Origin of the sequence: Pseudomonas sp. RW409, from assembly GCF_003184125.1 — a bacterium.
GTDB classification, from domain to species: Bacteria; Pseudomonadota; Gammaproteobacteria; order Pseudomonadales; family Pseudomonadaceae; genus Aquipseudomonas; species Aquipseudomonas chlororaphis_I.
Window position 1 is genome coordinate 342,745 of sequence record NZ_QHHP01000004.1, and the last position, 23,359, is coordinate 366,103.

Here is a 23,359-nt window from a genome sequence, read left to right on the forward strand (position 1 = left end):
TAAACGCGCCTTTGCGTGGCGTCCATAGGCATTTGACCGGTCAGCGCCGGTCATACCATCGCATCCAAAGGGCACTACCGCAGGGTACGTGCCTCACCGAGACGAAAGGCGCACCGCCGCCGCTGGGAGAGACGCGATGTTCAGCAAGCAAGACCAAATCCAGGGTTATGACGATGCACTGCTGGCGGCCATGAATGCCGAGGAGCAACGTCAGGAAGATCACATCGAGCTGATCGCGTCGGAGAACTACACCAGCAAACGCGTGATGCAAGCGCAAGGCAGTGGCCTGACCAACAAGTACGCCGAAGGTTATCCGGGCAAGCGTTACTACGGTGGCTGCGAGCACGTGGACAAGGTCGAGGCCCTGGCCATCGAGCGCGCCAAGCAACTGTTCGGCGCCGACTACGCCAACGTCCAGCCGCACTCCGGTTCCTCGGCCAACAGCGCCGTGTACCTGGCCCTGCTGCAAGCCGGCGACACCATCCTGGGCATGAGCCTGGCCCATGGCGGCCACCTGACCCACGGCGCCAAGGTGTCGTCCTCGGGCAAGCTGTACAACGCCGTGCAGTACGGCATCGATACCAATACCGGGCTGATCGACTACGACGAAGTCGAGCGCCTGGCCGTCGAGCACAAGCCGAAGATGATCGTCGCTGGCTTCTCGGCCTATTCCAAGACCCTCGACTTCCCACGCTTCCGCCAGATCGCGGACAAGGTCGGCGCCTATCTCTTTGTCGACATGGCCCACGTCGCCGGTCTGGTCGCTGCTGGCCTGTACCCGAACCCGCTGCCTTACGCCGACGTGGTCACCACCACCACCCACAAGACTCTGCGCGGTCCGCGTGGTGGCCTGATCCTGGCCAAGGCCAACGAAGAAATCGAGAAGAAGCTCAACGCCGCGGTATTCCCTGGCGCCCAGGGCGGCCCGCTGATGCACGTGATCGCCGGCAAGGCGGTGTGCTTCAAGGAAGCGCTGGAGCCTGGCTTCAAGGCCTACCAGCAGCAAGTGATCGAGAACGCCCAGGCCATGGCCGGCGTATTTATCAAACGCGGCTACGATGTAGTGTCCGGCGGCACCGACAACCACCTGTTCCTGGTCAGCCTGATCCGTCAGGGCCTCACCGGCAAGGACGCGGACGCCGCCCTGGGGCGCGCCCACATCACCGTGAACAAGAACGCTGTCCCGAACGATCCACAGTCGCCGTTCGTGACCTCCGGCCTGCGTATCGGCACCCCGGCGGTGACCACCCGCGGCTTCAAGGTTACCCAGTGCGTGGAGCTGGCCGGCTGGATCTGCGACATCCTCGACCACCTCGGCGACGCCGATGTCGAGGCCAATGTCGCTCGTCAGGTATCGGCCCTGTGCGCGGACTTCCCGGTTTATCGCTGAGTGCGGTTTTGGAGTAAATGACTATGCAACGCTACTCGGGCTTCGGCCTCTTCAAGCACTCCCTCAGCCACCATGAAAACTGGCAGCGCATGTGGCGCACGCCGACCCCGAAAAAGGTCTACGACGTGGTCATCGTCGGCGGTGGCGGGCATGGCCTGGCGACCGCCTACTACCTGGCCAAGGAACACGGCATCACCAACGTCGCCGTGGTCGAGAAAGGCTGGCTGGGCGGCGGTAACACCGCGCGCAACACCACCATCGTGCGTTCCAACTACCTGTGGGACGAGTCGGCGCACCTGTACGAACACGCGATGAAACTGTGGGAAGGCCTGTCCCAGGACCTCAACTACAACGTGATGTTCTCCCAGCGCGGCGTCTACAACCTGTGCCACACCCTGCAGGACATCCGCGATTCCGAGCGTCGGGTCAGCGCCAACCGCCTCAACGGCGTGGACGGCGAGCTGCTCGACGCCAAGCAGGTGGCGGACGAGATTCCGTACCTGGACTGCTCCAAGAACACCCGCTACCCGGTAATGGGCGCCACCGTCCAGCGCCGTGGCGGCGTGGCCCGCCACGACGCCGTGGCCTGGGGCTTCGCCCGTGCCGCCGACGCCCTGGGCGTGGACCTGATCCAGCAGACCGAAGTGATCGGCTTCCGCAAGGAAAACGGTGTGTGCATCGGCGTGGAAACCAACAAGGGTTTCATCGGCGCCAAGCGCGTCGGCGTGGTCACCGCCGGTAACTCCGGGCACATGGCCAAGCTCGCCGGCTTTCGCCTGCCGATCGAATCGCACCCGCTGCAAGCGCTGGTGTCCGAGCCGATCAAGCCGATCATCGACAGCGTGATCATGTCCAACGCGGTGCACGGTTACATCAGCCAGTCCGACAAGGGCGACCTGGTGATCGGCGCCGGTATCGACGGCTGGGTCGGCTACGGCCAGCGCGGTTCGTACCCGGTGATCGAACACACCATCCAGGCCATCGTCGAGATGTTCCCGATCCTTTCGCGGGTGCGCATGAACCGCCAATGGGGTGGCATCGTCGACACCACCCCGGACGCCTGCCCGATCATCTCCAAGACTCCGGTGCCGAACATGTTCTTCAACTGCGGTTGGGGGACCGGCGGCTTCAAGGCCACCCCGGGTTCGGGCAACGTATTCGCCGCGAGCCTGGCCAAGGGTGAAATGCACCCGCTGGCCGCACCTTTCTCCATCGACCGTTTCCACAACGGTGCGCTGATCGACGAACACGGCGCTGCAGCTGTCGCCCACTAACAGGAGAAATCCCTATGTTGCACATCTTCTGTCCTCACTGCGGCGAACTGCGCTCCGAAGAGGAATTCCATTCGTCCGGCCAGGCGCATATCCCGCGTCCGCTGGATCCGAACAACTGCACCGACGAGGAGTGGGGCAACTACATGTTCTTCCGCGACAACCCTCGCGGTCTGCACCACGAGCTGTGGATCCATGCCGCCGGCTGCCGTCAGTACTTCAACGCCACCCGCGACACCCTGACCTACGAGATTCTCGAAACCTACAAGATCGGTACCAAGCCGCAATTCACCGACAAGACCGATAGCCCGAAAGCGGCCACGCAGGCTCTGGGAGAGAAGGTATGAGCCAGTCCAATCGCCTGTCCAACGGCGGACGCATCGACCGCAACAAAGTCCTCAGCTTCACCTTCAACGGCCAGACCTACAAAGGCTTCGAAGGCGACACCCTGGCCGCCGCCCTGCTGGCCAACGGCGTGGACATCATCGGTCGCAGCTTCAAGTATTCCCGGCCGCGCGGCATCTTCGCCGCCGGTGCCGAAGAGCCGAACGCGGTGCTGCAGATCGGCGCCACCGAAGCCACCCAGATTCCTAACGTGCGCGCCACCCAACAGGCGCTGTACCAGGGCCTGGTCGCCACCAGCACGAACGGCTGGCCGAGCGTCAACAACGACATGATGGGCATCCTCGGCAAGGTCGGCGGCAAGCTGATGCCGCCGGGCTTCTACTACAAAACCTTCATGTACCCGCAATCGTTCTGGATGACCTACGAGAAGTACATCCGCAAGGCCGCGGGCCTGGGTCGCTCGCCGACCGAGAACGATCCGGACACCTACGACTACATGAACCAGCACTGCGACGTGCTGATCGTCGGCGCCGGCCCGGCCGGCCTGGCCGCGGCCCTGGCTGCCGCGCGCAGCGGTGCGCGGGTGATCCTCGCCGACGAGCAGGAAGAATTCGGCGGCAGCCTGCTGGACAGCCGCGAAAGCCTGGACGGCAAGCCGGCGGCCGAGTGGGTCGCCACCGTGGTCGCCGAGCTGAAGTCGCTGCCGGACGTGACCCTGCTGCCACGGGCCACCGTGAACGGCTACCACGACCATAACTTCCTGACCATTCACGAGCGTCTGACCGACCACCTCGGCGATCGCGCGCCGATCGGCCAGGTGCGCCAGCGCATCCACCGGGTGCGGGCCAAGCGCGTGGTGCTGGCCACCGGCGCCTGCGAGCGTCCGCTGGTTTACGGCAACAACGACGTGCCGGGCAACATGCTGGCCGGCGCGGTCTCGGTCTACGTGCGCCGTTACGGCGTGGCACCGGGCAAGAAGCTGGTGCTGAGCACCAACAACGACCATGCCTACCGTGTAGCCCTGGACTGGCTCGACGCCAGCCTGCAAGTGGTGGCCATCGCCGATGCCCGTCACAACCCACGCGGCGCGCTGGTGGAAGAAGCCCGCGCCAAGGGCATTCGCATCCTCACTTCCAGTGCGGTGATCGAAGCCCGTGGCAGCAAGCATGTGACTGGCGCCCGCGTCGCAGCGATCGACGTCAAGGCGCACAAAGTCACCAGCCCGGGCGAGTGGCTGGACTGCGACCTGATTGCCAGCTCCGGCGGCTACAGCCCGGTGGTGCACCTGGCGTCGCACCTGGGCGGCAAGCCGATCTGGCGTGAAGACATCCTCGGTTTCGTACCGGGCGAAGCACCGCAGAAACGCGTGTGCGTCGGCGGCATCAACGGCGTCTACAGCCTCGGCGATTCCCTGGCCGACGGTTTCGAAGGTGGCGTGCGCGCGGCCAGCGAAGCGGGCTTCAAGGCCGTGGAAGCGGTCCTGCCCAAGGCCCTGAGCCGTCTGGAAGAACCGACCCTGGCGCTGTTCCAGGTGCCCCATGAAAAGGGCACCGCGCGGGCACCCAAGCAGTTCGTCGACCTGCAGAACGACGTCACCGCCGCCGCCATCGAACTGGCGACCCGCGAGGGCTTCGAGTCGGTCGAGCACGTCAAGCGCTACACCGCGCTGGGCTTCGGTACCGATCAGGGCAAGCTCGGCAACGTCAACGGCCTGGCCATCGCGGCCCGTTCGCTGAACGTGAGCATCCCGCAGATGGGCACCACCATGTTCCGTCCGAACTACACGCCGGTAACTTTCGGCGCCGTGGCCGGTCGTCACTGCGGGCACATCTTCGAGCCGGTACGCTTCACCGCGCTGCACGCGTGGCACGTGAAGAACGGCGCCGAGTTCGAGGACGTCGGCCAGTGGAAGCGCCCTTGGTACTTCCCGAAGAACGGCGAAGACCTGCACACCGCGGTCAAGCGCGAGTGCAAGGCAGTGCGCGACAGCGTCGGCCTGCTCGACGCCTCGACCCTGGGCAAGATCGATATCCAGGGCCCGGACGCCCGTGAGTTCCTCAACCGCATCTACACCAACGCCTGGACCAAGCTCGACGTGGGCAAGGCGCGCTACGGCCTGATGTGCAAGGAAGACGGTATGGTCTTCGACGACGGCGTGACCGCCTGCGTCGGCGAGAACCATTTCATCATGACCACCACCACCGGTGGCGCCGCGCGCGTCCTGCAATGGCTGGAGATCTATCAGCAGACCGAATGGCCGGACCTCAAGGTGTACTTCACCTCGGTCACCGACCACTGGGCGACCATGACCCTGTCCGGGCCGAACAGCCGCAAGCTGCTCAGCGAAGTCACCGACATCGACCTGGACAAGGACGGCTTCCCGTTCATGACCTGGAAAGAAGGCCTGGTGGGCGGCGTGCCGGCGCGTGTGTTCCGTATCTCCTTCACCGGCGAGCTGTCGTACGAAGTCAACGTCCAGGCCGACTACGCCATGGGCGTGCTGGAGCAGATCGTCGAGGCTGGCAAGAAGTACAACCTGACCCCGTACGGCACCGAAACCATGCACGTACTGCGGGCCGAGAAGGGCTTCATCATCGTCGGCCAGGACACTGACGGCTCGATGACCCCGGACGACCTGAACATGGGCTGGTGCGTCGGTCGCACCAAACCGTTCTCGTGGATCGGCTGGCGTGGCATGAACCGCGAAGACTGCGTGCGCGACCAGCGCAAGCAACTGGTGGGCCTGAAGCCGATCGACCCGAACCAGTGGCTGCCGGAAGGCGCGCAACTGGTGTTCAACACCAAGCAGGCGATCCCGATGAGCATGGTCGGTCACGTGACCTCCAGCTATGCCCACAACTCCCTGGGTTATTCGTTTGCCATGGGTGTGGTCAAGGGCGGCCTGAAGCGGATGGGCGAGCGGGTATTCGCGCCATTGGCCGACGGTACGGTGATCGAGGCGGAAATCGTTTCTTCGGTGTTCTTCGATCCGAAAGGCGATCGCCAGAACGTTTAACCCTACAACCTTGTAGGAGCGAGGCTTGCCCGCGATAGGCATCACGCGGTGCCTCAGACAGACCGCGACGTATTCATCGCGGGCAAGCTCCGCTCCTACGGGTGTGATGCAAGAATTTGAAGACAGGTGCTCTATGACCGCAGTCAACGTTTACCAACAGCGCCCGACCACTGGCGCCAAAGCCGAGTCGTCGCTGCACCATGCCGACCTCGCCAGCCTGGTGGGCAAGGGCCGCAAGAACGCAGGCGTGACCCTGCGCGAGAAGAAACTCCTCGGCCACCTGACCATCCGTGGCGATGCGCATGACCCGGCCTTCGCTTCCGGCGTGCACAAGGCCCTGGGCCTGGAACTGCCGGTGGCCCTGACCGTAGTTGCCAAGGGCGAAACCAGCCTGCAGTGGATGGGGCCGGACGAGTGGTTGCTGGTGGTGCCGAGCGGTGAAGAATTCGCCGCCGAGAAAAAACTGCGCGAAGCGCTGGGCGACCTGCATATCCAGATCGTCAACGTCAGTGGCGGCCAACAGATTCTCGAGCTGTCCGGCCCGAACGTGCGCCAAGTGCTGATGAAGTCCACCAGCTACGACGTGCACCCCAACAACTTCCCGGTAGGCAAGGCCGTCGGCACCGTGTTCGCCAAGTCGCAACTGGTGATCCGCCGCATGGGCGAAGACACCTGGGAACTGGTGATCCGCCGCAGCTTCTCCGATTACTGGTGGTTATGGCTGCAGGATGCCGCCGCCGAATACGGCCTCAGCATCCAGGCCTGATACACCATGACTCCTTGTAGGAGCGAGCTTGCTCGCGAAGGGCGTCAACGATAACGCGTGCTTGCTGAAAGTACGCAGCGTCCCTGGATTTTTCGCGAGCAAGCTCGCTCCTACAGGAGTCAGCTTTGCCTACCGATGTTTTAGGAGTTCCGCACAATGAGCCGCGCACCCGATACCTGGATTCTGACTGCCGACTGCCCCAGCGTGCTCGGCACGGTGGATGCGGTGACCCGCTTTCTGTTCGAGCAGGGCTGCTATGTCACCGAGCACCATTCGTTCGATGACCGGCTTTCGGCGCGTTTTTTCATTCGTGTGGAATTCCGCCAGCCCGAGGATTTCAACGAGCAGGGCCTGCGCGACGGTCTGGCCGAGCGCGCCCGGGCCTTCGACATGAACGTCGAGCTGACCCCGCCGCAGCATCGGCCGAAAGTGGTGATCATGGTCTCCAAGGCCGATCACTGCCTCAACGACCTGCTCTACCGCCAGCGCATCGGCCAGCTGGCAATGGATGTGGTGGCGGTGGTGTCCAACCATCCGGACCTCAAGCCCCTGGCTGACTGGCACCAGATCCCGTACTACCACTTCCCCCTGGACCCCAACGACAAGCCGTCCCAGGAGCGTCAGGTGTGGCAGGTGATCGAGGAATCCGGCGCCGAACTGGTGATCCTTGCGCGCTACATGCAAGTGCTGTCGCCGGAGCTGTGCCGCAAGCTCGATGGCAAGGCGATCAACATCCACCACTCCCTGCTGCCCGGTTTCAAGGGCGCCAAGCCTTATCACCAGGCCTACAACAAGGGCGTGAAACTGGTGGGCGCCACCGCGCACTACATCAACAACGACCTGGACGAAGGCCCGATCATCGCCCAGGGCGTGGAAGTGGTGGACCACAGTCACTACCCCGAGGACCTGATCGCCAAGGGGCGCGACATCGAGGGCCTGACCCTGGCGCGGGCCGTGGGTTATCACATCGAACGGCGGGTGTTCCTCAACGCCAACAGGACGGTGGTGCTTTAACACAGGCCGCTTTGCGGCCATCGCGGGCAAGCCTCGCTCCTACAGATGCACGCAATCCTTTGTAGGAGCGAGCTTGCTCGCGAAGCGATTTTGAAGACGAAACAGCATCTGTACCCGAGCACTCTACGCGCTGCCTTTTTCCGGCAACGCGGTTTCATAAAAACAACAGCGAGGTGAAAGCATGTCTGGTAATCGTGGTGTCGTGTATCTCGGCAATGGCAAGGTCGAAGTACAGAAAATCGACTATCCAAAAATGCAGGACCCGCGCGGCAGGAAGATTGAGCACGGCGTCATCCTGCGCGTGGTATCCACCAATATCTGCGGCTCGGACCAGCACATGGTGCGCGGCCGTACCACTGCCCAGGTCGGCCTGGTCCTGGGTCACGAAATCACCGGCGAGGTGGTGGAGAAGGGCAGCGACGTCGAGAACCTGAAGCTCGGCGACCTGGTCTCGGTACCGTTCAACGTCGCGTGCGGGCGCTGCCGTTCCTGCAAGGAGCAACACACCGGGGTCTGCCTGACCGTCAACCCGGCTCGCGCCGGCGGTGCCTACGGCTACGTCGACATGGGCGACTGGACCGGCGGCCAGGCCGAATACGTGCTGGTGCCGTACGCCGACTTCAACCTGCTGAAACTGCCGGACCGCGACAAGGCCATGGAGAAGATCCGCGACCTGACCTGCCTGTCCGACATCCTGCCGACCGGCTATCACGGCGCGGTAACGGCCGGTGTTGGCCCGGGCAGCACCGTCTACATCGCCGGCGCCGGTCCGGTAGGCCTGGCCGCGGCTGCGTCCGCTCGTCTGCTGGGCGCGGCGGTGGTGATCGTTGGCGACGTCAACCCGGTGCGCCTGGCCCACGCCAAGGCCCAGGGCTTTGAAATCGCCGACCTGTCCAAGGACACCCCGCTGCACGAACAGATCGCTGCGCTGCTCGGCGAGCCGGAAGTGGATTGCGCGGTCGACGCGGTGGGCTTCGAGGCCCGCGGCCATGGCCATTCCGGTGCCCAGCACGAAGCGCCGGCCACGGTGCTCAACTCGTTGATGGGCGTGGTGCGGGTCGCCGGCAAGATCGGTATCCCAGGCCTCTACGTCACCGAAGACCCAGGCGCGGTGGATGCCGCGGCCAAGATGGGCAGCCTGAGCATCCGCTTCGGCCTCGGCTGGGCCAAGTCCCACAGCTTCCATACCGGCCAGACCCCGGTGATGAAGTACAACCGCCAACTGATGCAAGCCATCATGTGGGACCGCATCAACATCGCCGAAGTGGTCGGCGTGCAGGTCATCAGCCTGGACGACGCCCCGCGTGGCTACGGCGAATTCGACGCCGGCGTGCCGAAGAAATTCGTCATCGACCCGCACAAGCTGTTCAGCGCGGCATAAGCCTTCAGCCATAAAAAAGGGCGACCCTTGGGTCGCCCTTTTTTATGGCTGTTTTCGATGATCAGAAACCTGTGCCTGGATAGTGGAACCAGTACTTTCCGGACAGTATTTCTGCAATGTCGGGTGGAGGGAACACAGACGGTGCATCCCGGTTGAAGCGAGAGCGCCATTGCGGCAGCCACCAATAGTTGAGCGCGGTTCCTCTCGGTTTAAGAACGAACCCCAGCACCGTGTCATCGATCCGCCCCTCTTTATAAAACCTGTGGCTGTGATCCATGAGGCCCAGGTAATGGTCGATTGGCAGATTCAGCATCAGGATCGAGGTATAGACCTTCTCCGACTGCGTGCGTGTCGGGCTTTCAAGCAGACCGAGCGCTTCGCAGTAATATGCTTGCGGCTGCTGGGTGATGCTGCTGGCCGTGGGTTCGGCGAGGATATCGAAGACGTTGGTGTCTTCTTGCCAGGCTCTTTCATCGCCTTGCTTGAAGTAGTCGGTAACGAAACGGGTCAGCGGGCCGTTGGCTACCGTTTGGCCTGCACAGGCCAAATCATCGACCGGCGACCAGATGCGCCAGGCCACGATGGAGATGAGTGCAATGGCCAGGAGTGGATACAGGAGTTTTTTCATTGTGGTTTGCTGTGGCTGCTTTGACGAAAACAGCGAAATCATAGACTCGGTTGCATGGGGATCATGCTGAGACTTTTCAGAAACATCTTTACCAGGGTTATTGGTCAGGGACCGCTTCTGCGCTGGAGCGAGCTTGCTCGCAATAAAACCGGGCTCGGCATTGACTCAGGCTTTGTCGTGCGTGGTTAAAAATCGATCTTCGCGCTAGACCGGTGAACTTCCGATGATCTGTGATCGGCGACCGGGAACATTCCTATTGGCCATCAGTCAAATGGCTGCTTTTTCCCACCCAATATCGGGTGGTTTTCATGCTCAAGAGGTTGTCTCGATGAAAATTTCCCGCAGTGTTGCACTGGCTACGTTGCTGACCCTGGGTGCCAGCCCGGTTTTTGCCGCAGGCTTCAGCCTGAGCGATGCCGCCAATGCGGTGTCCAGCATGCAGGGTGGCGACAAGGCTACCGCTGCCGCTCCAACCTCGCAGACCGCCAATCTGCTCAGTGCCCTTTCGCAACTGGATGTCACGCCGGAGCAGGCCATCGGCGGTACCGGTGCGATGCTGGGCCTGGCGAAGAATCAGCTGAGCAGCACCGACTACTCGCAACTGAGCAAAAGCGTTCCGGGGCTGGACAAGCTCTCGGGCGGCAACGCGCTGGGCAGCCTGGGCGCCTTGAGTGGCCTGCTGGGGCAGAGCGGTGGCAGCAAGACCGCCGGCCTGGAGAGTGCGCTGGGTAACGTGCAGAACACCAATGACCTGAACAGCGCGTTCAGCGCCCTGGGCATGGACAGCGGCATGATCGGCCAGTTCGCCCCGGTGCTCCTGCAGTTCCTGGGTCAGCAGGGCGTGGGCGGTTCGCTGCTCAACAGCCTGGGCGGGATCTGGGGCGTCGGCAGCGGCAGTTGATCAACCGCGCTCGGCGCGCAAGGCGTCGATGCGCTGGTCCTTCTCGGTCCAGAGCTGGTTGACCCAGTTCTGGACGGTCTGGCGAAACGCCGGATCGTTTTCGTAATCCCCCTGCCACAACGCCGGATCCAGCTCACGGGTCTGGATATCGACGATCACCCGCGGCACGTTGCCGCTGATCAGGTCCCAGAAACCGGGAATCTTCTGCTGCGGATAGACCACCGTCACATCGAGGATGGCGTCGAGCTGTTCGCCCATGGCCGCCAGGACGAATGCCACGCCGCCGGCCTTCGGCTTGAGCAGTTGCTTGAAGGGGGATTGTTGCTGCTCGCGCTTGGCCGGCGTAAAGCGGGTGCCTTCCAGGTAGTTGACCACGGTGACCGGCTGGCGCTTGAACAGCTCGCAGGCGGCCTTGGTGATTTCCAGGTCCTTGCCTTGCAGCTCCGGGTTCTTGGCCAGGAAGGCCTTGCTGTAGCGCTTCATGAAGGGGTAATCCAGGGCCCACCAGGCGAGGCCGAGGAAGGGCACCCAGATCAGTTCTTTTTTCAGGAAGAACTTGAAGAAGGGGGTACGGCGGTTGAGGGTCTGGATCAGCGCCGGGATGTCGACCCAGGACTGGTGGTTGCTGATCACCAGGTAAGAAGTGTCGCCCCGCAGGTCGTCGCCGCCACGGATATCCCACTGGGTGGGAATGCACAGGGCGAAGATCAGCTTGTCGATTTCGGCCCAGGTTTCGGCAATCCACATCACCGCCTTCGACGCGTAGTCGCGCAGGCGCCCTGGCAGGACCAGCTTGAGCAGGGCGAACACCACCAGCGGCCCGAACAGGACCAGGGTGTTGAGCAACAGCAGCAGGGTGACGAAACAGCCGGTGAGCAGGCGGCGCATAAGGAACTCTTGCAAGCGTTTGGGCGCGCCATGATAAGCACCTTCGCCAGGCAGGCCAAATCCTGATGTGCTGACGAATGTTTCACTTCTGTAAGGGTATGGTGCACTCAACCGAAATGACCGCCCCCGTACTGTAGGAGCGAGGCTTGCCCGCGATGGCGTCGGTTCAGACAGCGCGCGGCGTCTGCATCGCAGGCAAGTCGGATCGCCGCCACTCGCTCCTACAGAAGCATTGTCCACACGCTGGCGAACCAATTGCCCGGCCACGGTCTAAAATCCTGCTGCCCACTTCCCAAGGAACCTGCTCACGTGAAATCCGTCCTTGCACTCCTGTCCCTGCTGGCGCTGCCGGTCATGGCCGCCGAGCCGACCCTCTACGGGCGCTACGAATACATTCAACTGCCGGAAATCGGCGAAACCCTCAAGGCCAAGATGGACACCGGCGCCCTGACCGCCTCGCTGTCGGCCAAGGATATCGAGACCTTTACCCGCGATGGCGAGGAATGGGTGCGCTTCCGCCTGGCGACCAAGGATGCCGACGGCAAGGTCTACGAACACAAGGTGGCGCGGATCAGCAAGATCAAGAACCGCGCCGATGAAGACGAAGACAAGGAAGAGGCCCAGGTGGCCAAGCGTCCGGTGGTCGACCTGGAAATGTGCCTGGGCAACGTCAAGCGCACCGTCGAGGTCAACCTGACCGATCGCAGCAGCTTCAACTACCCGCTGCTGATCGGCGCCAAGGCCCTGCGCGAGTTCGGTGCGGCGGTGAACCCGGCCCGGCGTTACACCGCCGACAAACCCGACTGCTGATCAGACCTGATTGACGGCGCATGAGGCATCCGGCACCGTTCTGGCACTTACTTCCCGTGCTTGGATGCCATGCCTCATATCCTGATTGTCGAAGACGAAGCGGCGATTGCCGATACGCTGATTTTTGCCCTGCAGGGTGAAGGGTTCAGCACCACCTGGCTGAACCTCGGGCAGGCGGCGCTGGACTATCAGCGCCATACGCCGGCGGACCTGCTGATTCTCGACATCGGCCTGCCGGACATCAGCGGCTTCGAAACCTGCAAGCAACTGCGGCGCTTCAGCGAGGTGCCGGTGATGTTCCTCAGTGCCCGGGACGGTGAAATCGACCGGGTGGTGGGCCTGGAAATCGGCGCCGACGATTATGTGGTCAAGCCCTTCAGCCCGCGCGAGGTCGCCGCAAGGGTCAAGGCCATCCTCAAGCGCATGGCGCCGCGGATGGTGGTCGAGGCGCCGGCTACGCCGTTCCAGGTCGATACCGACAAGTTCCAGATCAGCTACCGCGGCCAGTTGCTGAGCCTGACCCGCCACGAATTCCGCCTGCTGCATTGCCTGCTGGAGCAACCCGAGCGGGTGTTCAGCCGCGAGCAGTTGCTCGACGCCCTGGGGGTGGCGGCGGATGCCGGCTACGAGCGCAGCATCGATAGCCATATCAAGAGCCTGCGGGCCAAGCTGCGCCTGGTGGCGGCCGACGCCGAGCCGATCCAGACCCATCGCGGCCTGGGTTACAGCTACAGCCCGGGGCACAGCTGATGCCGTTGGGAATCCGGATTTTCCTGGTCTACGTGTTGTTCGTCGGCCTGACCGGCTATTTCGTGCTCAGCACGGTGATGGAAGAAATCCGCCCGGGCGTACGCCAGTCCACCGAGGAAACCCTGGTGGACACCGCCAACCTGCTGGCGGAAATCCTGCGTGACGATTTCAAGGCCGGCACCCTCAGCGAGAACCGCTGGCCGGAACTGCTCAAGGCCTATGGCGAGCGGCAGCCGGCGGCGACTATCTGGGGCCTGCCGAAAAACCAGGTCAACCACCGCATCTACGTCACCGACGCCGAGGGCAAGGTGGTGCTGGACTCCAGCGGCCTGGCGGTCGGCCAGGATTATTCGCGCTGGAACGACGTGTACCTGACCCTGCGCGGCCAATACGGCGCGCGTTCCTCGCGCAGCGTGGCCGATGACCCGAGCTCCTCGGTGATGCATGTCGGCGCGCCGATTCGCGACAACGGCCGGATCATCGGCGTGGTCACCGTGGCCAAGCCCAACAGTTCCCTGCAGCCCTACGTCGACCGCACCGAGCGTCGCCTGTTGTGGTACGGCGCCGGTCTGATTGGCCTCGGCCTGTTGTTCGGCGCCTTGCTGTCCTGGTGGCTGAGCGTCGCCCTGCGCCGCCTGACCGGTTATGCCCAGGCGGTCAGCGAGGGTCGCCGCGCCGAGCTGCCGCACTACCGCGGCGGCGAGCTGGAGCAACTGGCCACGGCGGTGGAGCACATGCGCACCCAGCTGGAGGGCAAGGCTTATGTCGAGCGTTACGTGCACACCCTGACCCACGAGCTGAAAAGCCCGCTGGCGGCGATTCGCGGCGCGGCGGAGCTGTTGCAGAGCGATATGCCCGGCGAGCAGCGCGCCCGTTTCGTCAGCAACATCGACAGCGAAAGCGCGCGCATGCAGCACCTGATCGAGCGCTTGCTGAACCTGGCGCAGGTCGAACAGCGCCACGGCCTGGAAGAGCGCGAGGCGGTGCCGCTGGCGGACCTGGCGAACCAGGTGCTGGACAGCCAGAAGGCGCGGATCGAGGGCAAGGGCTTACAGGTCGAACAGCGCATCGAGCCGGGGCTGAAGCTGTCGGGCGAAGCGTTCCTGTTGCGCCAGGCCCTGGGCAACCTGCTGGAAAACGCCCTGGATTTCACCCCCGCCGGTGGCGTGTTGCGCTTGAGCGCCAGCAGAGCGGGCGACCAGGTGCGGTTCAGCCTGTTCAACCAGGCCGAGCCCATCCCGGACTACGCCCTGGCGCGCCTGACCGAACGTTTCTATTCCCTGCCACGGCCTGACAGCGGGCGTAAAAGCACCGGCCTGGGGCTGAACTTCGTCGAAGAAGTGGTGCAACTGCATGGCGGCCAGATGCAGATCGGCAATGTGGAAGGCGGCGTTGAAGTCAGCCTAGTGTTTCCCGCCTGATTCACCGGGTGCGCCGGTTGCGGGTGCTACGCCCCCGATCGCAGCCTTCGGCAGCGGCTACAGGGTACACGCAGTCCATGTAGCCGCTGCCGAGCCCGCGAGGCTGCGATCGGTTTGGGCGGCATTCCGACGTAGCGACCGCAGACCCTGAATCCGCGATTTACCTGGAAAAACGCACCGGCTGCCTCCCACAAAGCCAATCTCCACACACTCTCCACACTCCCCCCATAAAACCCCCACATGGGCTGCCCAGACTCTCCCTCATTCGAACAGGGAGAGACTCCATGAACCGCAATCTGACCATAAAGCTGGGGGCGATCGCCCTTTTGATCCTGGGGCTGCTGGTGCCGTTGTTGATGATCGACGGGCTGATCCAGGAGCGCCAGGAACTGCGCGACGGTGTGCTGACCGATATCGCCCGCAGCTCCAGCTACAGCCAGCAACTGAGCGGCCCGCTGCTGGTAGTGCCTTATCGCAAGGTGGTGCGCACCTGGAAAACCAACGAGAAGACCAACACGCGTTACCAGGAACAGGGTGAGAGGAGCGGGCAGCTGTATTTCCTGCCGGAGCACTTCGAACTCGATGGCCAGGTGCGGACCGAGTTGCGCGCCCGGGGGATCTACCAGGCCCGGCTGTTCCATGCGAACAACCGCATCAGCGGGCAGTTTGCGCTGCCCGAGCAATTGGGGATCAAGGAAGACTTCGCCGACTACAAGTTCGAGCAGCCGTTTCTCGCCGTGGGCATCAGCGACATTCGCGGCATCGAGCAGGCGCTGGCCCTCGAGCTGAACGGGCAGAACCTGCCTTTCGCGCCCGGCACCCGGGTTGACTGGCTGGGGGAGGGGGTACACGTCAACCTGCCGCTGCTGGACGGCAAGCGCAGCACCGACCTGGACTTCGCCTTCGACCTGCAATTGCAAGGCACCGGCCAGTTGCAGGTGCTGCCGGTGGGCAAGACCAGCAAGGTACGCCTGCGTGCCGACTGGCCCCATCCGAGTTTTATCGGCAACTACCTGCCGGCGCAGCGGGAGATTTCCGACCTGGGTTTCGCCGCCAACTGGCAGACCTCGTTCTTCTCCACCAACCTGGAAAGCGCCTTGACCAATTGCCTGGCCAGCGGACAGTGCAAGGAGTTCAAGAACCGCTCCTTCGGCGTGAGCTTCATCGATCCGGTGGACCAGTACCTCAAGAGCGACCGGGCGATCAAATATGCGCTGCTGTTCATTGCCCTGACCTTTGCCGGCTTCTTCCTCTTCGAGGTGCTCAAGAGCCTGGCGGTGCACCCGGTGCAGTACGCCCTGGTGGGCGTGGCCCTGGCGTTCTTCTATCTGTTGCTGCTGTCGCTGTCGGAACACATCGGCTTCGCCCTGGCCTACCTGCTGTCGGCTGGTGCCTGTGTGACGCTGATCGGTTTCTACGTCTGCCATGTGCTGCGCAGCCTGGGCCACGGCCTGAGTTTCGCCGCCAGCCTGGCTGCCTTGTATGGCCTGTTGTACGGCTTGCTCAGCGCCGAGGATTACGCGCTGCTGATGGGTTCGCTGCTGTTGTTCGGCCTGCTGGGTGTGTTCATGGTGCTGACCCGCAAGCTCGACTGGTACGGCGTAGGCCAGGCCAAACCGGCCCAGCCGCTGACGTTCGAAGCGCAGGTGGCCCATGAGTAGGTCGTTGGGCTTGCGCGAGGACCAGCAGCAAGCAGAGGCCTTGTTGGCATGGATAGTCGGGTTGTTGCCTGAAGCACCGTGGGGCGACCATCGCGAGCAAGCTCGCTCCTACATGGGACACCGCGAAACCTGTAGGAGCGAGCTTGCTCGCGATAGGGCCGGCCCGGCCACCAGCGTACTTCAGGTGATGACCGCACCCGGGGCCTTCAAGCCGGCGGCTGGGTCGCCAGCATCGAAGGGCGTTGGCTGACCTCGGCGTACCAGGCCGCCAACTGGGGCTGGGCATCGCGCCACTGCAGGTCGGGGTGGCGGAAGTCGAGGTAACCCAGGGCACAGGCAACGCTGATGGCGGCGACGTCGAAGTGGCTGGCCAGTTCGGCGATCGCGTCGGCCTCGAGCACGGCCAGGGCGCGGCGGATCTTGTCGCGCTGGCCATCGAGCCACAGCTCCCAGTGCTTCTCGGGGGCGCGCAGGGCCAGTTCGTAACGGATCAGCACCGAGGCGTCCATGATCCCGTCGGCCAGGGCCGCCAGGGTCAGGCGCCGCCAGCGGGCCGAACCTTCGCGGGGGATTAGCGGGTTACCGACGTGTTGCTGGTCGAGGTAGTCGAGGATCACCCGGCTGTCGTACAGCACGTTGCCGTCGGCCAGGCGCAGGGCGGGAATCTTGCCCAGCGGGTTGTCCTGGTTGAGGGCGGTGTCCGGATTCACCGGGGTCAACTGGCTGGCGTGCAGGGCCACGCGGTCCAGTTGGCCTGTCTCGTGCAGCAGCACCATGACTTTGCGCACGTAAGGTGATGCCGGGTTATGGAACAGCGTCATGCTGGGGGTGGACATGAATATTCCTCGCGGGTGGAAGTGGAGCGCAGGCTCGCAACCCGGGGGATCTTAACGCAGCCTCTGGCCCCGGCCACAGAGGCGGCATGCAGCACAGACAAGGAGTGATGAATGCGCAGGTCCTATCTTCGACACGGCTTGTACAGCCTGGCCCTGACCCTGTTGGGTGCGCTGGCGGTGTACCTGGCCTTGCAGTTCGAGTTTCGCCGCCACGGCGAGGGTGAGCCGGAGCTGATCATGGCGTTCGCCTACATGGCCTGGTACTGGGCGCTGCCGGCGCTGGCCCTGCCGGCCCTGGGCTGTGCGCTGCTGAGCCTGCGCGGCCCCGAACCGCTGACCCGGCCCTGGCGCTGGGGCCTGGCGGCAAGCTATGTACCGCTGCTGGGGCTGGCGCTGTTCTGCGTGCTGGTCGCCGCCGAGGCGCAGCAGGAAAACCGCGTGTTCATCCCGGTGCTGGCGATCGGCCTGGGGCTGGCGCTGTACCTGTGGCGCGGCTTCCCCGCCGCCGGGGTCAGGCCGGAGGCGGGCGGTTGAACAAACCCCGCAGGGCGATCAGCGCCGGAGCGCCCAGGCCGAGCCAGCTCAGGGCGTCCCAGATGCCGTCGCCGAGCAGCGCGGAGAACAGCCCTGCGGCACAGAGCACGGCGATGAACAGCGGTGCGCCGAAGACCTTCCAGAAGTTCGATTGCCGCGGCCTCATGGCGTTACTCCAGAGTGTTCACCCAGCGCCGGCCTGGCCGCGCGGCGGCGGACTATCCACAGGTACAGGCCGCTGCCCAGGACAATGATGGTCAGCCCATCCAGGGTCGCCCAGAGGATCTTCATCGGCATGCCGCCGTAGTCGCCGAAGTGCAGCGGTTGCGACATGCCCATGGCGTCCATGTACCAGGGACGTTCGGCCACCGCCGTGACCTCCAGGGTGCTGGCGTCGATCAGCACCGGGGTCAGCAGGTGCGTGGTCAGGTGGGTGCTGCCTTTCATGAACACCGCGTAGTGATGCTCGCTGGAAAAGCGCGTGCCGGGGAAGGCGATGAAGTCCGGCTGCATCCCCGGTGCTACCTCCTTGGCGATCTCCAGCAGGCGGCTGGCCGGGGCCAGTTGGGTCAGTGGCGGCGCATCGCGGTACGGCTCGATCATCGCGCTGAGGCTGTCGTTGCGCCAGGCGGCGATCAGCAGGTCGGCGCAGGCGCTGATCACCCCGGTGACGCCGACCACCAGGGCCCAGGTCAGGGTCACTACGCCGATCAGGTTATGCAGGTCCAGCCAGCGCAGGCGGGTGGATTTGTCCTGGCGTACCGTGGCGAATGCCAGCCGGCGCATGAACGGCAGGTACAGCACCACGCCGGAGACGATCGCCAGCACGAACAGCAGCCCCATGAACGCCAGCAGCAGTTTGCCCGGCAGGCCGGCGAACAGATCCACGTGCAGGCGCAGGATGAACATCATCAGCCCGCCGTTGGCCGAGGGCGTTTCCACGGCTTCACCGGTGCGGGCGTCGAGCATGAAGGTGTGGGACGAGTTGGGCTCGGTGCCGGCGGTCCTGGCCATGATGGTGAGCACGCCGTTGGGGTCATCCTCGTCCCCGCCGAAGTACTGCATGACCTCGCCCGGGCGATGGGCCTCGGCGGCGCGCACCAGCTGCTGCAGGTCCAGCTGCGGGGTGTCGGCGGGCATTTCCCGCAATTGCGGCGCGTCGCCCAGCAGGTGGTCGATCTCGTGGTGAAAGATCAGCGGCAGGCCGGTCAGGGCCAGCAGCAGCAGGAACACCGTGCAGACCAGGCTGCTCCAGGTGTGGATAAACGACCAGCGGCGGATGGTTTTGCTTTTCATTTCTTAGCCTTCAGACACAGCAAAGCCGTCCTTGGCAGGACGGCCCGGTGGTTAACTCAGCCGATTACCACTGGTAGGTGGCACTGGCGACCACGCTACGCTGATCGCCGAAATAGCAGTAGGAACCATCGCAGGTGGACAGGTAGTCCTTGTCGAACAGGTTGGTGGCGTTGAGTTTCAGCGACGCGCCTTTGAGGCTGCTGTCCAGGCGGCCCAGGTCGTAATGCACGGCGGCATCGAACACCGTGTAGGCATTGGCCTTGCCCAGCCAGGTATTGGCCTGGTCGCCATAGGTATTGCCGGTGTAGCGGGCCCCGGCACCAATGCCGAAACCGTCGAGCACGCCGCTGTGCCAGGTGTAGTCGGTCCACAGCGAGGCTTGCTGGTTGGGCATCAGTTGCAGGCGGTTGCCTTTATAGATGCCTTTTTGCACCTCGGACTTGGCCAGGGTATAGGCGGCGATGACCTTGAGGTTGTCGGTCACGTCGGACACCGCTTCCAGCTCCAGGCCTTTGACCTTCACTTCGCCGGTCTGGTTGGTCACCGACTCGCCACCGGCACCGATGCTGGTTACCAGCACGTTTTTCTGCGTCAGGTCGTAGACCGCCGCGCTCAGCAGGGTGTTCGAACCAGGTGGCTGGTACTTGATGCCCAGCTCCCATTGCTTGCCCTCGGTGGGCTTATACGACTCGGTGGGGGAGACGCTGGCGTTGCTGGCTGGCTGGAACGATTCGGCGTAGGAGAGGTACGGCACCAGGCCTGAGTCGAACACATAGCTCAGTGCCGCGTTGCCACTGAAGTTCTTGCTGCGGTCGGTGTTGGTCACGTCGTTCTTGTTGAAGTAAGTGGTGCCTTGGTGCACCCAGTCTTCACGACCGCCCAGGGTCAGGCGCCATTGGTCCAGGGCCATCTGGTCCTGCACGTAGAGGCCGGTCTGCACGGTTTTCTGGTTGTAGTCGTAGTAGGCGCTGGAGCGCGCCGGGCGCACGATCGGCTTGCCATAGACCGGGTTGAAGATGTTGGTGGTCCCGCCGTCACCGTAAATCGACAGATAGGAGGTGTCGGTGCGTTGGTGATCCAGGCCGATCAGCACGGTGTGGGTGATGTCGCCGGTGGCGAAGTCGGCCTGGAAGTTATTGTCGACGGCGAACTGGCTGATGTCCTCGTCCACATTGGTCGAGGTACGGCTGATATTGCCTGCCGCATCGGCCGGGGAGTAGGCGTAGGAGCCCACGGTCAACTGCTGGAAGGACAGCTCCGATTTGGTGTAGCGCAGGTTCTGGCGGAACTGCCAGACATCGTTGAAGCGGTGCTCGAAGGCGTAGCCCAGGGCGTAGTAGGTGCGGTCGTAGAACTCGTAGTCCGGATCGCCCAGGTTCTTGTGATGGGAGACGTCGCCCAGTGGCGACTTGATCTTGGTGCCCTGGATCGGCATGAACTGGCTGGTCGCGCCGGTATCGTCACGGGTGAACTGCGAGAGCAGGGTCAGCCTGGTATCGGTATCGATGTTCCAGGTCAGGCTGGGGGCGATGTTGTAGCGCTTGTTGTCGATGTGATCGACCTGGGTACCGGCGTCTCGCACCACGCCGCTGAGGCCGTAGAGGAACTGGCCTTCATCGTCGATCTTGCCGGTGCTGGCGAAGTTGATCTGGCGGTAGTTGTCACTGCCGTACTGCAGCTGGATGGCATGGCTCGATTCAGCGCTGGGGCGCCGGCTGACCATGTCCAGCAGGCCGCCCGGCGGGGTCTGGCCGTAGACCGACGAGGCCGGGCCGCGCAGCAGGGCCAGGCGGTCGAGGTTCCAGGTTTCGGCTTTCGGGTTGGCATACACGCCGCGGGGCAGTGGCAGGCCGTCGAGGAACTGGGTGGGCTCGAAACCGCGCACGCGCATCCAGTCATAGCGGGTGTCGCTGCCGTAGCTGGCGGAAACGATACCGGGCATGTAGCGCACGGCATCATCCAGGTTCTGCACGTTGCGGTCTTCCATCTGCTGGCGGGTGGCGACGGAAATCGAACGCGGCGCTTCAACCAGCGAGGTGTCGGTCTTGGTGCCGGCGGCGGTGCGCGTGGCGAGGTAACCGTCCACCGGCCCCCAGGCACTCTCATAAGCCTGCTGGCCAGTGATGCTGGTTTCCGGCAGGGCCACCACACTGTCGGGAATCGCCACCAGGCTGTAGGTGCCGGCGCTGCTTTGTTCCAGTTGCAGGCCGGTGCCGCGCAGGGCCTCGCGCAAGGCGCCGGCGGCATCGAACTGGCCCTTGACCGGGGCCGAGGTCTTGCCGGCGGCCAGGCTCGGGTTGAGGCTCAGGGCCAGGCCGGCCTGGCTGGCGATCTGGTTCAGGGTGCTGGCCAGGGGCGCGGCCGGCAGGTTGTAGGCGCGCACGCCGGACGCCTGTTCGGCGGCGATCAGCGGGGTGCTGGCCAGCGGGGCGCAGAGGGCAATGGCCACGGCCAACAGTCTGGGGCGCAACAGGGTGTCTAGCGAGCGGGACATACGGCGGCTCCTGGATGGAAACATTTCTCAATTGCCTATGTGCCGGACGAAATTCAAAAAGTGATAGGGCGGATTGAAAATAATTTCGATTTACGAAAATAAGGGGGGTATTTCAGGTTGGGCAGGCGTTTTCGCGAGCAAGCTCGCTCCTACAGGAACGGCGCCACCCTGTAGGAGCGAGCTTGCTCGCGATAAAAACCGCACCGACACCGCAGGGTTATGGTTTGTCTCTACCCTCGGTCCGCGCCACCAGGGTGACCCACCAGGGTGTGTGCCGCTCGATGGCCACGGGCAGGGTGGGCAGCAACGCGCTCAGGGCCAGGTCGGTGTCGTGCAGCGGGAAGCTGCCGGTGATGCGCAGGTCGGCCACCTCGTCGGCCACTCCCAGATGGCCACGGCGATAGCGCCCCAGCTCGCTGACCAGGTCCGCCAGGCGCGCGTTGTCCACCACCAGCATGCCGCGGGTCCAGGCGTCGGCACCGGGGCTCAGGGCCAGCAGCGGGCCGAGGCCGTCGTGGCGCATCAGCACCTGCTGGCCCTCCTTGAGGATCTGTTCGTCCTGGTCGGACTCCGGCCGCGCGGCCACGGCCGATTGCAGCACGCTCAGGCGGGTGCCCTGTTCCTCGCGCTTGACCAGGAACCGTGTACCCAGCGCGCGCATATGGCCCTCGCGGGTCTCGACGATAAAGGGCCGGGCGTCGTTGTGGCCGGTCTCGACCAGGATCTCGCCTGCCTGCAACACGATGCGCCGCTGTTTTTCGTCGAAACGCACATCCACGGCGCTGTGGGTATTGAGGTTGATCAGCGTGCCGTCGGCCAGGCGCAGGGTGCGTTGCTCGCCGGTGGCGGTGCGCTGGTCGGCGAGCCAGTAATCCAGCTGGCCGTAACGTTCGCCGGCGAACAGGGCCAGGCCCAGCAGCAAGGCGATGCTGGCCAGTCCGCTGCCGAGCTTGCGCACGCGGCGGCGGAGGCTGTCCCGCGATTGCAGCAGGGCGCTGCGGGCCGGGCCGCTGGCAACGCTGAAACGCTGGTCGAGCATGCCCAGCTGGCGCCAGGCGCGGGCGTGTTCTTCATCGGCGGCATGCCATTTGGCGAATTCTTCGCGGGCCATCGGGTTGCCTTCGCCGGAGTCCAGCGACAGCTGCCAGGCAATCGCCGCGTCCAGCACCCGGGCGGACACCGGCTTGGCGTTGAGCGGGCTCATAGCGGCTCACCGTACAGGGCGATGTAGCACTGGCGAATGCCCTGGGCCAGGTACTGCCTGACCCGCGGCACGGACACACCGAGGCGTTCGGCGATTTCCGCGTGGCCGAGGCCGTCGAGGCGGTTATAGAGGAAGGCGGCGCGAGCCTTGCTCGACAGCTTGCCCAGCAGGCGGTCGATGGCCTTGAGGTCTTCGAGGATCGATTGCTGTTCTTCCGGGGAGGGTTGTTCCTCTTCCGGGACCAGCATCAGTTCGGTGAGGTAGGCCTGTTCCAGCGCGGCGCGGCGGAAGTAGTCGAACAGCAGGCCCTTGGCGATGGCCACCAGGAACGCCCGCGGCTCGCGCGGGGCTTTCAGTTCGTCGCGGCCCAGCAGGCGGACGAAGGTGTCCTGGCTCAGGTCCTCGGCCCGTTGCGGGCAGGCCACGTTGCGTCGCAGCCAGGCCAGCAGCCAGCCACGATGGTCGCGATACAACGCGCCAACGAGGTCACTGTGGGGGCTTTGGGCTGACGACACCTGGGTATCCCAATCGAGAAGTTGAAAATAACGAGAATTATTCGCGATTGTGGCAGGGCGCAAAGAGCCGCGCAATGGGCGCTGGTCGGCTGCGATTTATCGGATCCCTGTAGCCGCTGCCGAGCGCCAGCGAGGCTGCGATCGGTCTGGGCGGCATTCCGACGTAGTGGCCGCAAAGCCTGAGTTTGCAGTCTGTCAGGCGGAACGCGCTGTCTGGATGGCGAGCGCTACGCGCTCG

21 protein-coding genes are annotated in these 23,359 nt (G+C 64.1%); 13 read left to right on the top strand and 8 right to left on the bottom strand.

From position 1 onward, the window contains the following. Nucleotides 1-136 precede the first annotated feature (136 nt). The 7 genes from glyA to fdhA all read left to right on the top strand — a co-directional run bounded on the left by glyA (nucleotide 137) and on the right by fdhA (nucleotide 9,183). Nucleotides 137-1,390 (top strand): serine hydroxymethyltransferase, encoded by a 1,254-nt coding sequence (gene glyA / locus DK261_RS04090; RefSeq protein ID WP_038575206.1) that lies wholly within the window; start codon nucleotides 137-139, stop codon nucleotides 1,388-1,390. Nucleotides 1,391-1,413: 23 nt separating this feature from the next. Further along, nucleotides 1,414-2,664: a sarcosine oxidase subunit beta family protein gene (locus tag DK261_RS04095; protein WP_016704099.1), complete on the top strand. Its 1,251-nt coding sequence runs from the start codon at nucleotides 1,414-1,416 to the stop codon at nucleotides 2,662-2,664. A gap of 14 nt (nucleotides 2,665-2,678) precedes the next feature. Further along, nucleotides 2,679-3,008 (top strand): sarcosine oxidase subunit delta, encoded by a 330-nt coding sequence (locus tag DK261_RS04100; protein WP_053281201.1) that lies wholly within the window; start codon nucleotides 2,679-2,681, stop codon nucleotides 3,006-3,008. After that, nucleotides 3,005-6,022, top strand: a complete 3,018-nt coding sequence (locus tag DK261_RS04105; protein WP_110175313.1) for a sarcosine oxidase subunit alpha — start codon at nucleotides 3,005-3,007, stop codon at nucleotides 6,020-6,022. Before DK261_RS04100 ends, DK261_RS04105 begins: the two co-directional genes overlap by 4 nt. Nucleotides 6,023-6,155: 133 nt before the next feature. After that, nucleotides 6,156-6,788, top strand: coding sequence for a sarcosine oxidase subunit gamma (locus DK261_RS04110; protein WP_016704097.1), 633 nt, complete (start codon nucleotides 6,156-6,158; stop codon nucleotides 6,786-6,788). 156 nt (nucleotides 6,789-6,944) lie between these two features. Continuing rightward, entirely contained in the window at nucleotides 6,945-7,802 is an 858-nt protein-coding gene (purU, locus tag DK261_RS04115; protein ID WP_009051219.1) for a formyltetrahydrofolate deformylase, read from the top strand. A 181-nt stretch (nucleotides 7,803-7,983) separates the two neighbouring features. Next, the gene (gene fdhA / locus DK261_RS04120; RefSeq protein ID WP_009045939.1) at nucleotides 7,984-9,183 is read left to right on the top strand and encodes a formaldehyde dehydrogenase, glutathione-independent; all 1,200 of its coding nucleotides are present in this window, start codon (nucleotides 7,984-7,986) and stop codon (nucleotides 9,181-9,183) included. A 61-nt stretch (nucleotides 9,184-9,244) separates the two neighbouring features. Here the strand turns inward: fdhA and DK261_RS04125 are convergent, their stop codons facing one another. After that, nucleotides 9,245-9,811 (bottom strand): hypothetical protein, encoded by a 567-nt coding sequence (locus DK261_RS04125; protein WP_110175478.1) that lies wholly within the window; start codon nucleotides 9,809-9,811, stop codon nucleotides 9,245-9,247. Nucleotides 9,812-10,139: 328 nt separating this feature from the next. Between DK261_RS04125 and DK261_RS04130 the strand changes: the two genes are divergently transcribed. Next, the gene (locus DK261_RS04130) at nucleotides 10,140-10,712 is read left to right on the top strand and encodes a DUF2780 domain-containing protein (RefSeq protein WP_025807292.1); all 573 of its coding nucleotides are present in this window, start codon (nucleotides 10,140-10,142) and stop codon (nucleotides 10,710-10,712) included. On the opposite strand, the gene DK261_RS04135 is transcribed toward DK261_RS04130, so the two are convergent. Further along, nucleotides 10,713-11,600 (bottom strand): acyltransferase, encoded by an 888-nt coding sequence (locus DK261_RS04135; RefSeq protein ID WP_110175314.1) that lies wholly within the window; start codon nucleotides 11,598-11,600, stop codon nucleotides 10,713-10,715. Nucleotides 11,601-11,909: 309 nt separating this feature from the next. On the opposite strand from DK261_RS04135, the gene DK261_RS04140 reads away from it, so the two are divergent. From DK261_RS04140 to creD, 4 genes are all read left to right on the top strand, one after another. Continuing rightward, nucleotides 11,910-12,410, top strand: a complete 501-nt coding sequence (locus tag DK261_RS04140; protein ID WP_007926027.1) for an ATP-dependent zinc protease — start codon at nucleotides 11,910-11,912, stop codon at nucleotides 12,408-12,410. Nucleotides 12,411-12,479: 69 nt separating this feature from the next. Further along, on the top strand, nucleotides 12,480-13,160 hold the full coding sequence (gene creB, locus DK261_RS04145; protein ID WP_041984848.1) for a two-component system response regulator CreB: 681 nt from the start codon (nucleotides 12,480-12,482) through the stop codon (nucleotides 13,158-13,160). Further along, nucleotides 13,160-14,581, top strand: coding sequence for a two-component system sensor histidine kinase CreC (gene creC / locus DK261_RS04150; protein ID WP_110175315.1), 1,422 nt, complete (start codon nucleotides 13,160-13,162; stop codon nucleotides 14,579-14,581). Before creB ends, creC begins: the two co-directional genes overlap by 1 nt. Nucleotides 14,582-14,865: 284 nt before the next feature. Further along, nucleotides 14,866-16,242, top strand: a complete 1,377-nt coding sequence (gene creD / locus DK261_RS04155; protein WP_101283779.1) for a cell envelope integrity protein CreD — start codon at nucleotides 14,866-14,868, stop codon at nucleotides 16,240-16,242. 206 nt (nucleotides 16,243-16,448) lie between these two features. On the opposite strand, the gene DK261_RS04160 is transcribed toward creD, so the two are convergent. Continuing rightward, the gene (locus DK261_RS04160; protein ID WP_110175316.1) at nucleotides 16,449-17,078 is read right to left on the bottom strand and encodes a glutathione S-transferase; all 630 of its coding nucleotides are present in this window, start codon (nucleotides 17,076-17,078) and stop codon (nucleotides 16,449-16,451) included. A 111-nt stretch (nucleotides 17,079-17,189) separates the two neighbouring features. On the opposite strand from DK261_RS04160, the gene DK261_RS04165 reads away from it, so the two are divergent. After that, nucleotides 17,190-17,612: a hypothetical protein gene (locus tag DK261_RS04165; RefSeq protein ID WP_038636283.1), complete on the top strand. Its 423-nt coding sequence runs from the start codon at nucleotides 17,190-17,192 to the stop codon at nucleotides 17,610-17,612. Here the strand turns inward: DK261_RS04165 and DK261_RS04170 are convergent. The 5 genes from DK261_RS04170 to DK261_RS04190 form a co-directional block, all read right to left on the bottom strand. Beyond that, nucleotides 17,590-17,778 (bottom strand): hypothetical protein, encoded by a 189-nt coding sequence (locus tag DK261_RS04170; protein WP_009045929.1) that lies wholly within the window; start codon nucleotides 17,776-17,778, stop codon nucleotides 17,590-17,592. The genes DK261_RS04165 and DK261_RS04170 overlap by 23 nt on opposite strands. After that, nucleotides 17,775-18,908 carry a PepSY domain-containing protein gene (locus DK261_RS04175; protein ID WP_110175317.1) on the bottom strand — a complete coding sequence of 378 codons (1,134 nt, stop codon included), beginning with the start codon at nucleotides 18,906-18,908 and terminating at the stop codon, nucleotides 17,775-17,777. Before DK261_RS04175 ends, DK261_RS04170 begins: the two co-directional genes overlap by 4 nt. Nucleotides 18,909-18,972: 64 nt before the next feature. Further along, the gene (locus DK261_RS04180) at nucleotides 18,973-21,402 is read right to left on the bottom strand and encodes a TonB-dependent siderophore receptor (protein ID WP_110175318.1); all 2,430 of its coding nucleotides are present in this window, start codon (nucleotides 21,400-21,402) and stop codon (nucleotides 18,973-18,975) included. Between the two features lie 217 nt (nucleotides 21,403-21,619). Continuing rightward, complete coding sequence (locus DK261_RS04185) at nucleotides 21,620-22,606, bottom strand: FecR domain-containing protein (RefSeq protein ID WP_110175319.1); 987 nt, start codon at nucleotides 22,604-22,606, stop codon at nucleotides 21,620-21,622. Beyond that, the gene (locus DK261_RS04190) at nucleotides 22,603-23,121 is read right to left on the bottom strand and encodes an RNA polymerase sigma factor (RefSeq protein WP_110175320.1); all 519 of its coding nucleotides are present in this window, start codon (nucleotides 23,119-23,121) and stop codon (nucleotides 22,603-22,605) included. The genes DK261_RS04185 and DK261_RS04190 overlap by 4 nt, the downstream gene beginning before the upstream one ends. Nucleotides 23,122-23,359 lie beyond the last annotated feature (238 nt).

Excerpts from the sequence above, each read along its gene's own strand:
- glyA (WP_038575206.1), top strand. The coding sequence starts at position 137 with ATGTTCAGCAAGCAAGACCAAATCCAGGGTTATGACGATGCACTGCTG.
- DK261_RS04095 (WP_016704099.1), top strand. The coding sequence starts at position 1,414 with ATGCAACGCTACTCGGGCTTCGGCCTCTTCAAGCACTCCCTCAGCCAC.
- DK261_RS04100 (WP_053281201.1), top strand. The coding sequence starts at position 2,679 with ATGTTGCACATCTTCTGTCCTCACTGCGGCGAACTGCGCTCCGAAGAG.
- DK261_RS04105 (WP_110175313.1), top strand. The coding sequence starts at position 3,005 with ATGAGCCAGTCCAATCGCCTGTCCAACGGCGGACGCATCGACCGCAAC.
- DK261_RS04110 (WP_016704097.1), top strand. The coding sequence starts at position 6,156 with ATGACCGCAGTCAACGTTTACCAACAGCGCCCGACCACTGGCGCCAAA.
- purU (WP_009051219.1), top strand. The coding sequence starts at position 6,945 with ATGAGCCGCGCACCCGATACCTGGATTCTGACTGCCGACTGCCCCAGC.
- fdhA (WP_009045939.1), top strand. The coding sequence starts at position 7,984 with ATGTCTGGTAATCGTGGTGTCGTGTATCTCGGCAATGGCAAGGTCGAA.
- DK261_RS04125 (WP_110175478.1), bottom strand. The coding sequence starts at position 9,811 with ATGAAAAAACTCCTGTATCCACTCCTGGCCATTGCACTCATCTCCATC.
- DK261_RS04130 (WP_025807292.1), top strand. The coding sequence starts at position 10,140 with ATGAAAATTTCCCGCAGTGTTGCACTGGCTACGTTGCTGACCCTGGGT.
- DK261_RS04135 (WP_110175314.1), bottom strand. The coding sequence starts at position 11,600 with ATGCGCCGCCTGCTCACCGGCTGTTTCGTCACCCTGCTGCTGTTGCTC.
- creB (WP_041984848.1), top strand. The coding sequence starts at position 12,480 with ATGCCTCATATCCTGATTGTCGAAGACGAAGCGGCGATTGCCGATACG.
- creC (WP_110175315.1), top strand. The coding sequence starts at position 13,160 with ATGCCGTTGGGAATCCGGATTTTCCTGGTCTACGTGTTGTTCGTCGGC.
- creD (WP_101283779.1), top strand. The coding sequence starts at position 14,866 with ATGAACCGCAATCTGACCATAAAGCTGGGGGCGATCGCCCTTTTGATC.
- DK261_RS04160 (WP_110175316.1), bottom strand. The coding sequence starts at position 17,078 with ATGTCCACCCCCAGCATGACGCTGTTCCATAACCCGGCATCACCTTAC.
- DK261_RS04165 (WP_038636283.1), top strand. The coding sequence starts at position 17,190 with ATGCGCAGGTCCTATCTTCGACACGGCTTGTACAGCCTGGCCCTGACC.
- DK261_RS04170 (WP_009045929.1), bottom strand. The coding sequence starts at position 17,778 with ATGAGGCCGCGGCAATCGAACTTCTGGAAGGTCTTCGGCGCACCGCTG.
- DK261_RS04175 (WP_110175317.1), bottom strand. The coding sequence starts at position 18,908 with ATGAAAAGCAAAACCATCCGCCGCTGGTCGTTTATCCACACCTGGAGC.
- DK261_RS04180 (WP_110175318.1), bottom strand. The coding sequence starts at position 21,402 with ATGTCCCGCTCGCTAGACACCCTGTTGCGCCCCAGACTGTTGGCCGTG.
- DK261_RS04185 (WP_110175319.1), bottom strand. The coding sequence starts at position 22,606 with ATGAGCCCGCTCAACGCCAAGCCGGTGTCCGCCCGGGTGCTGGACGCG.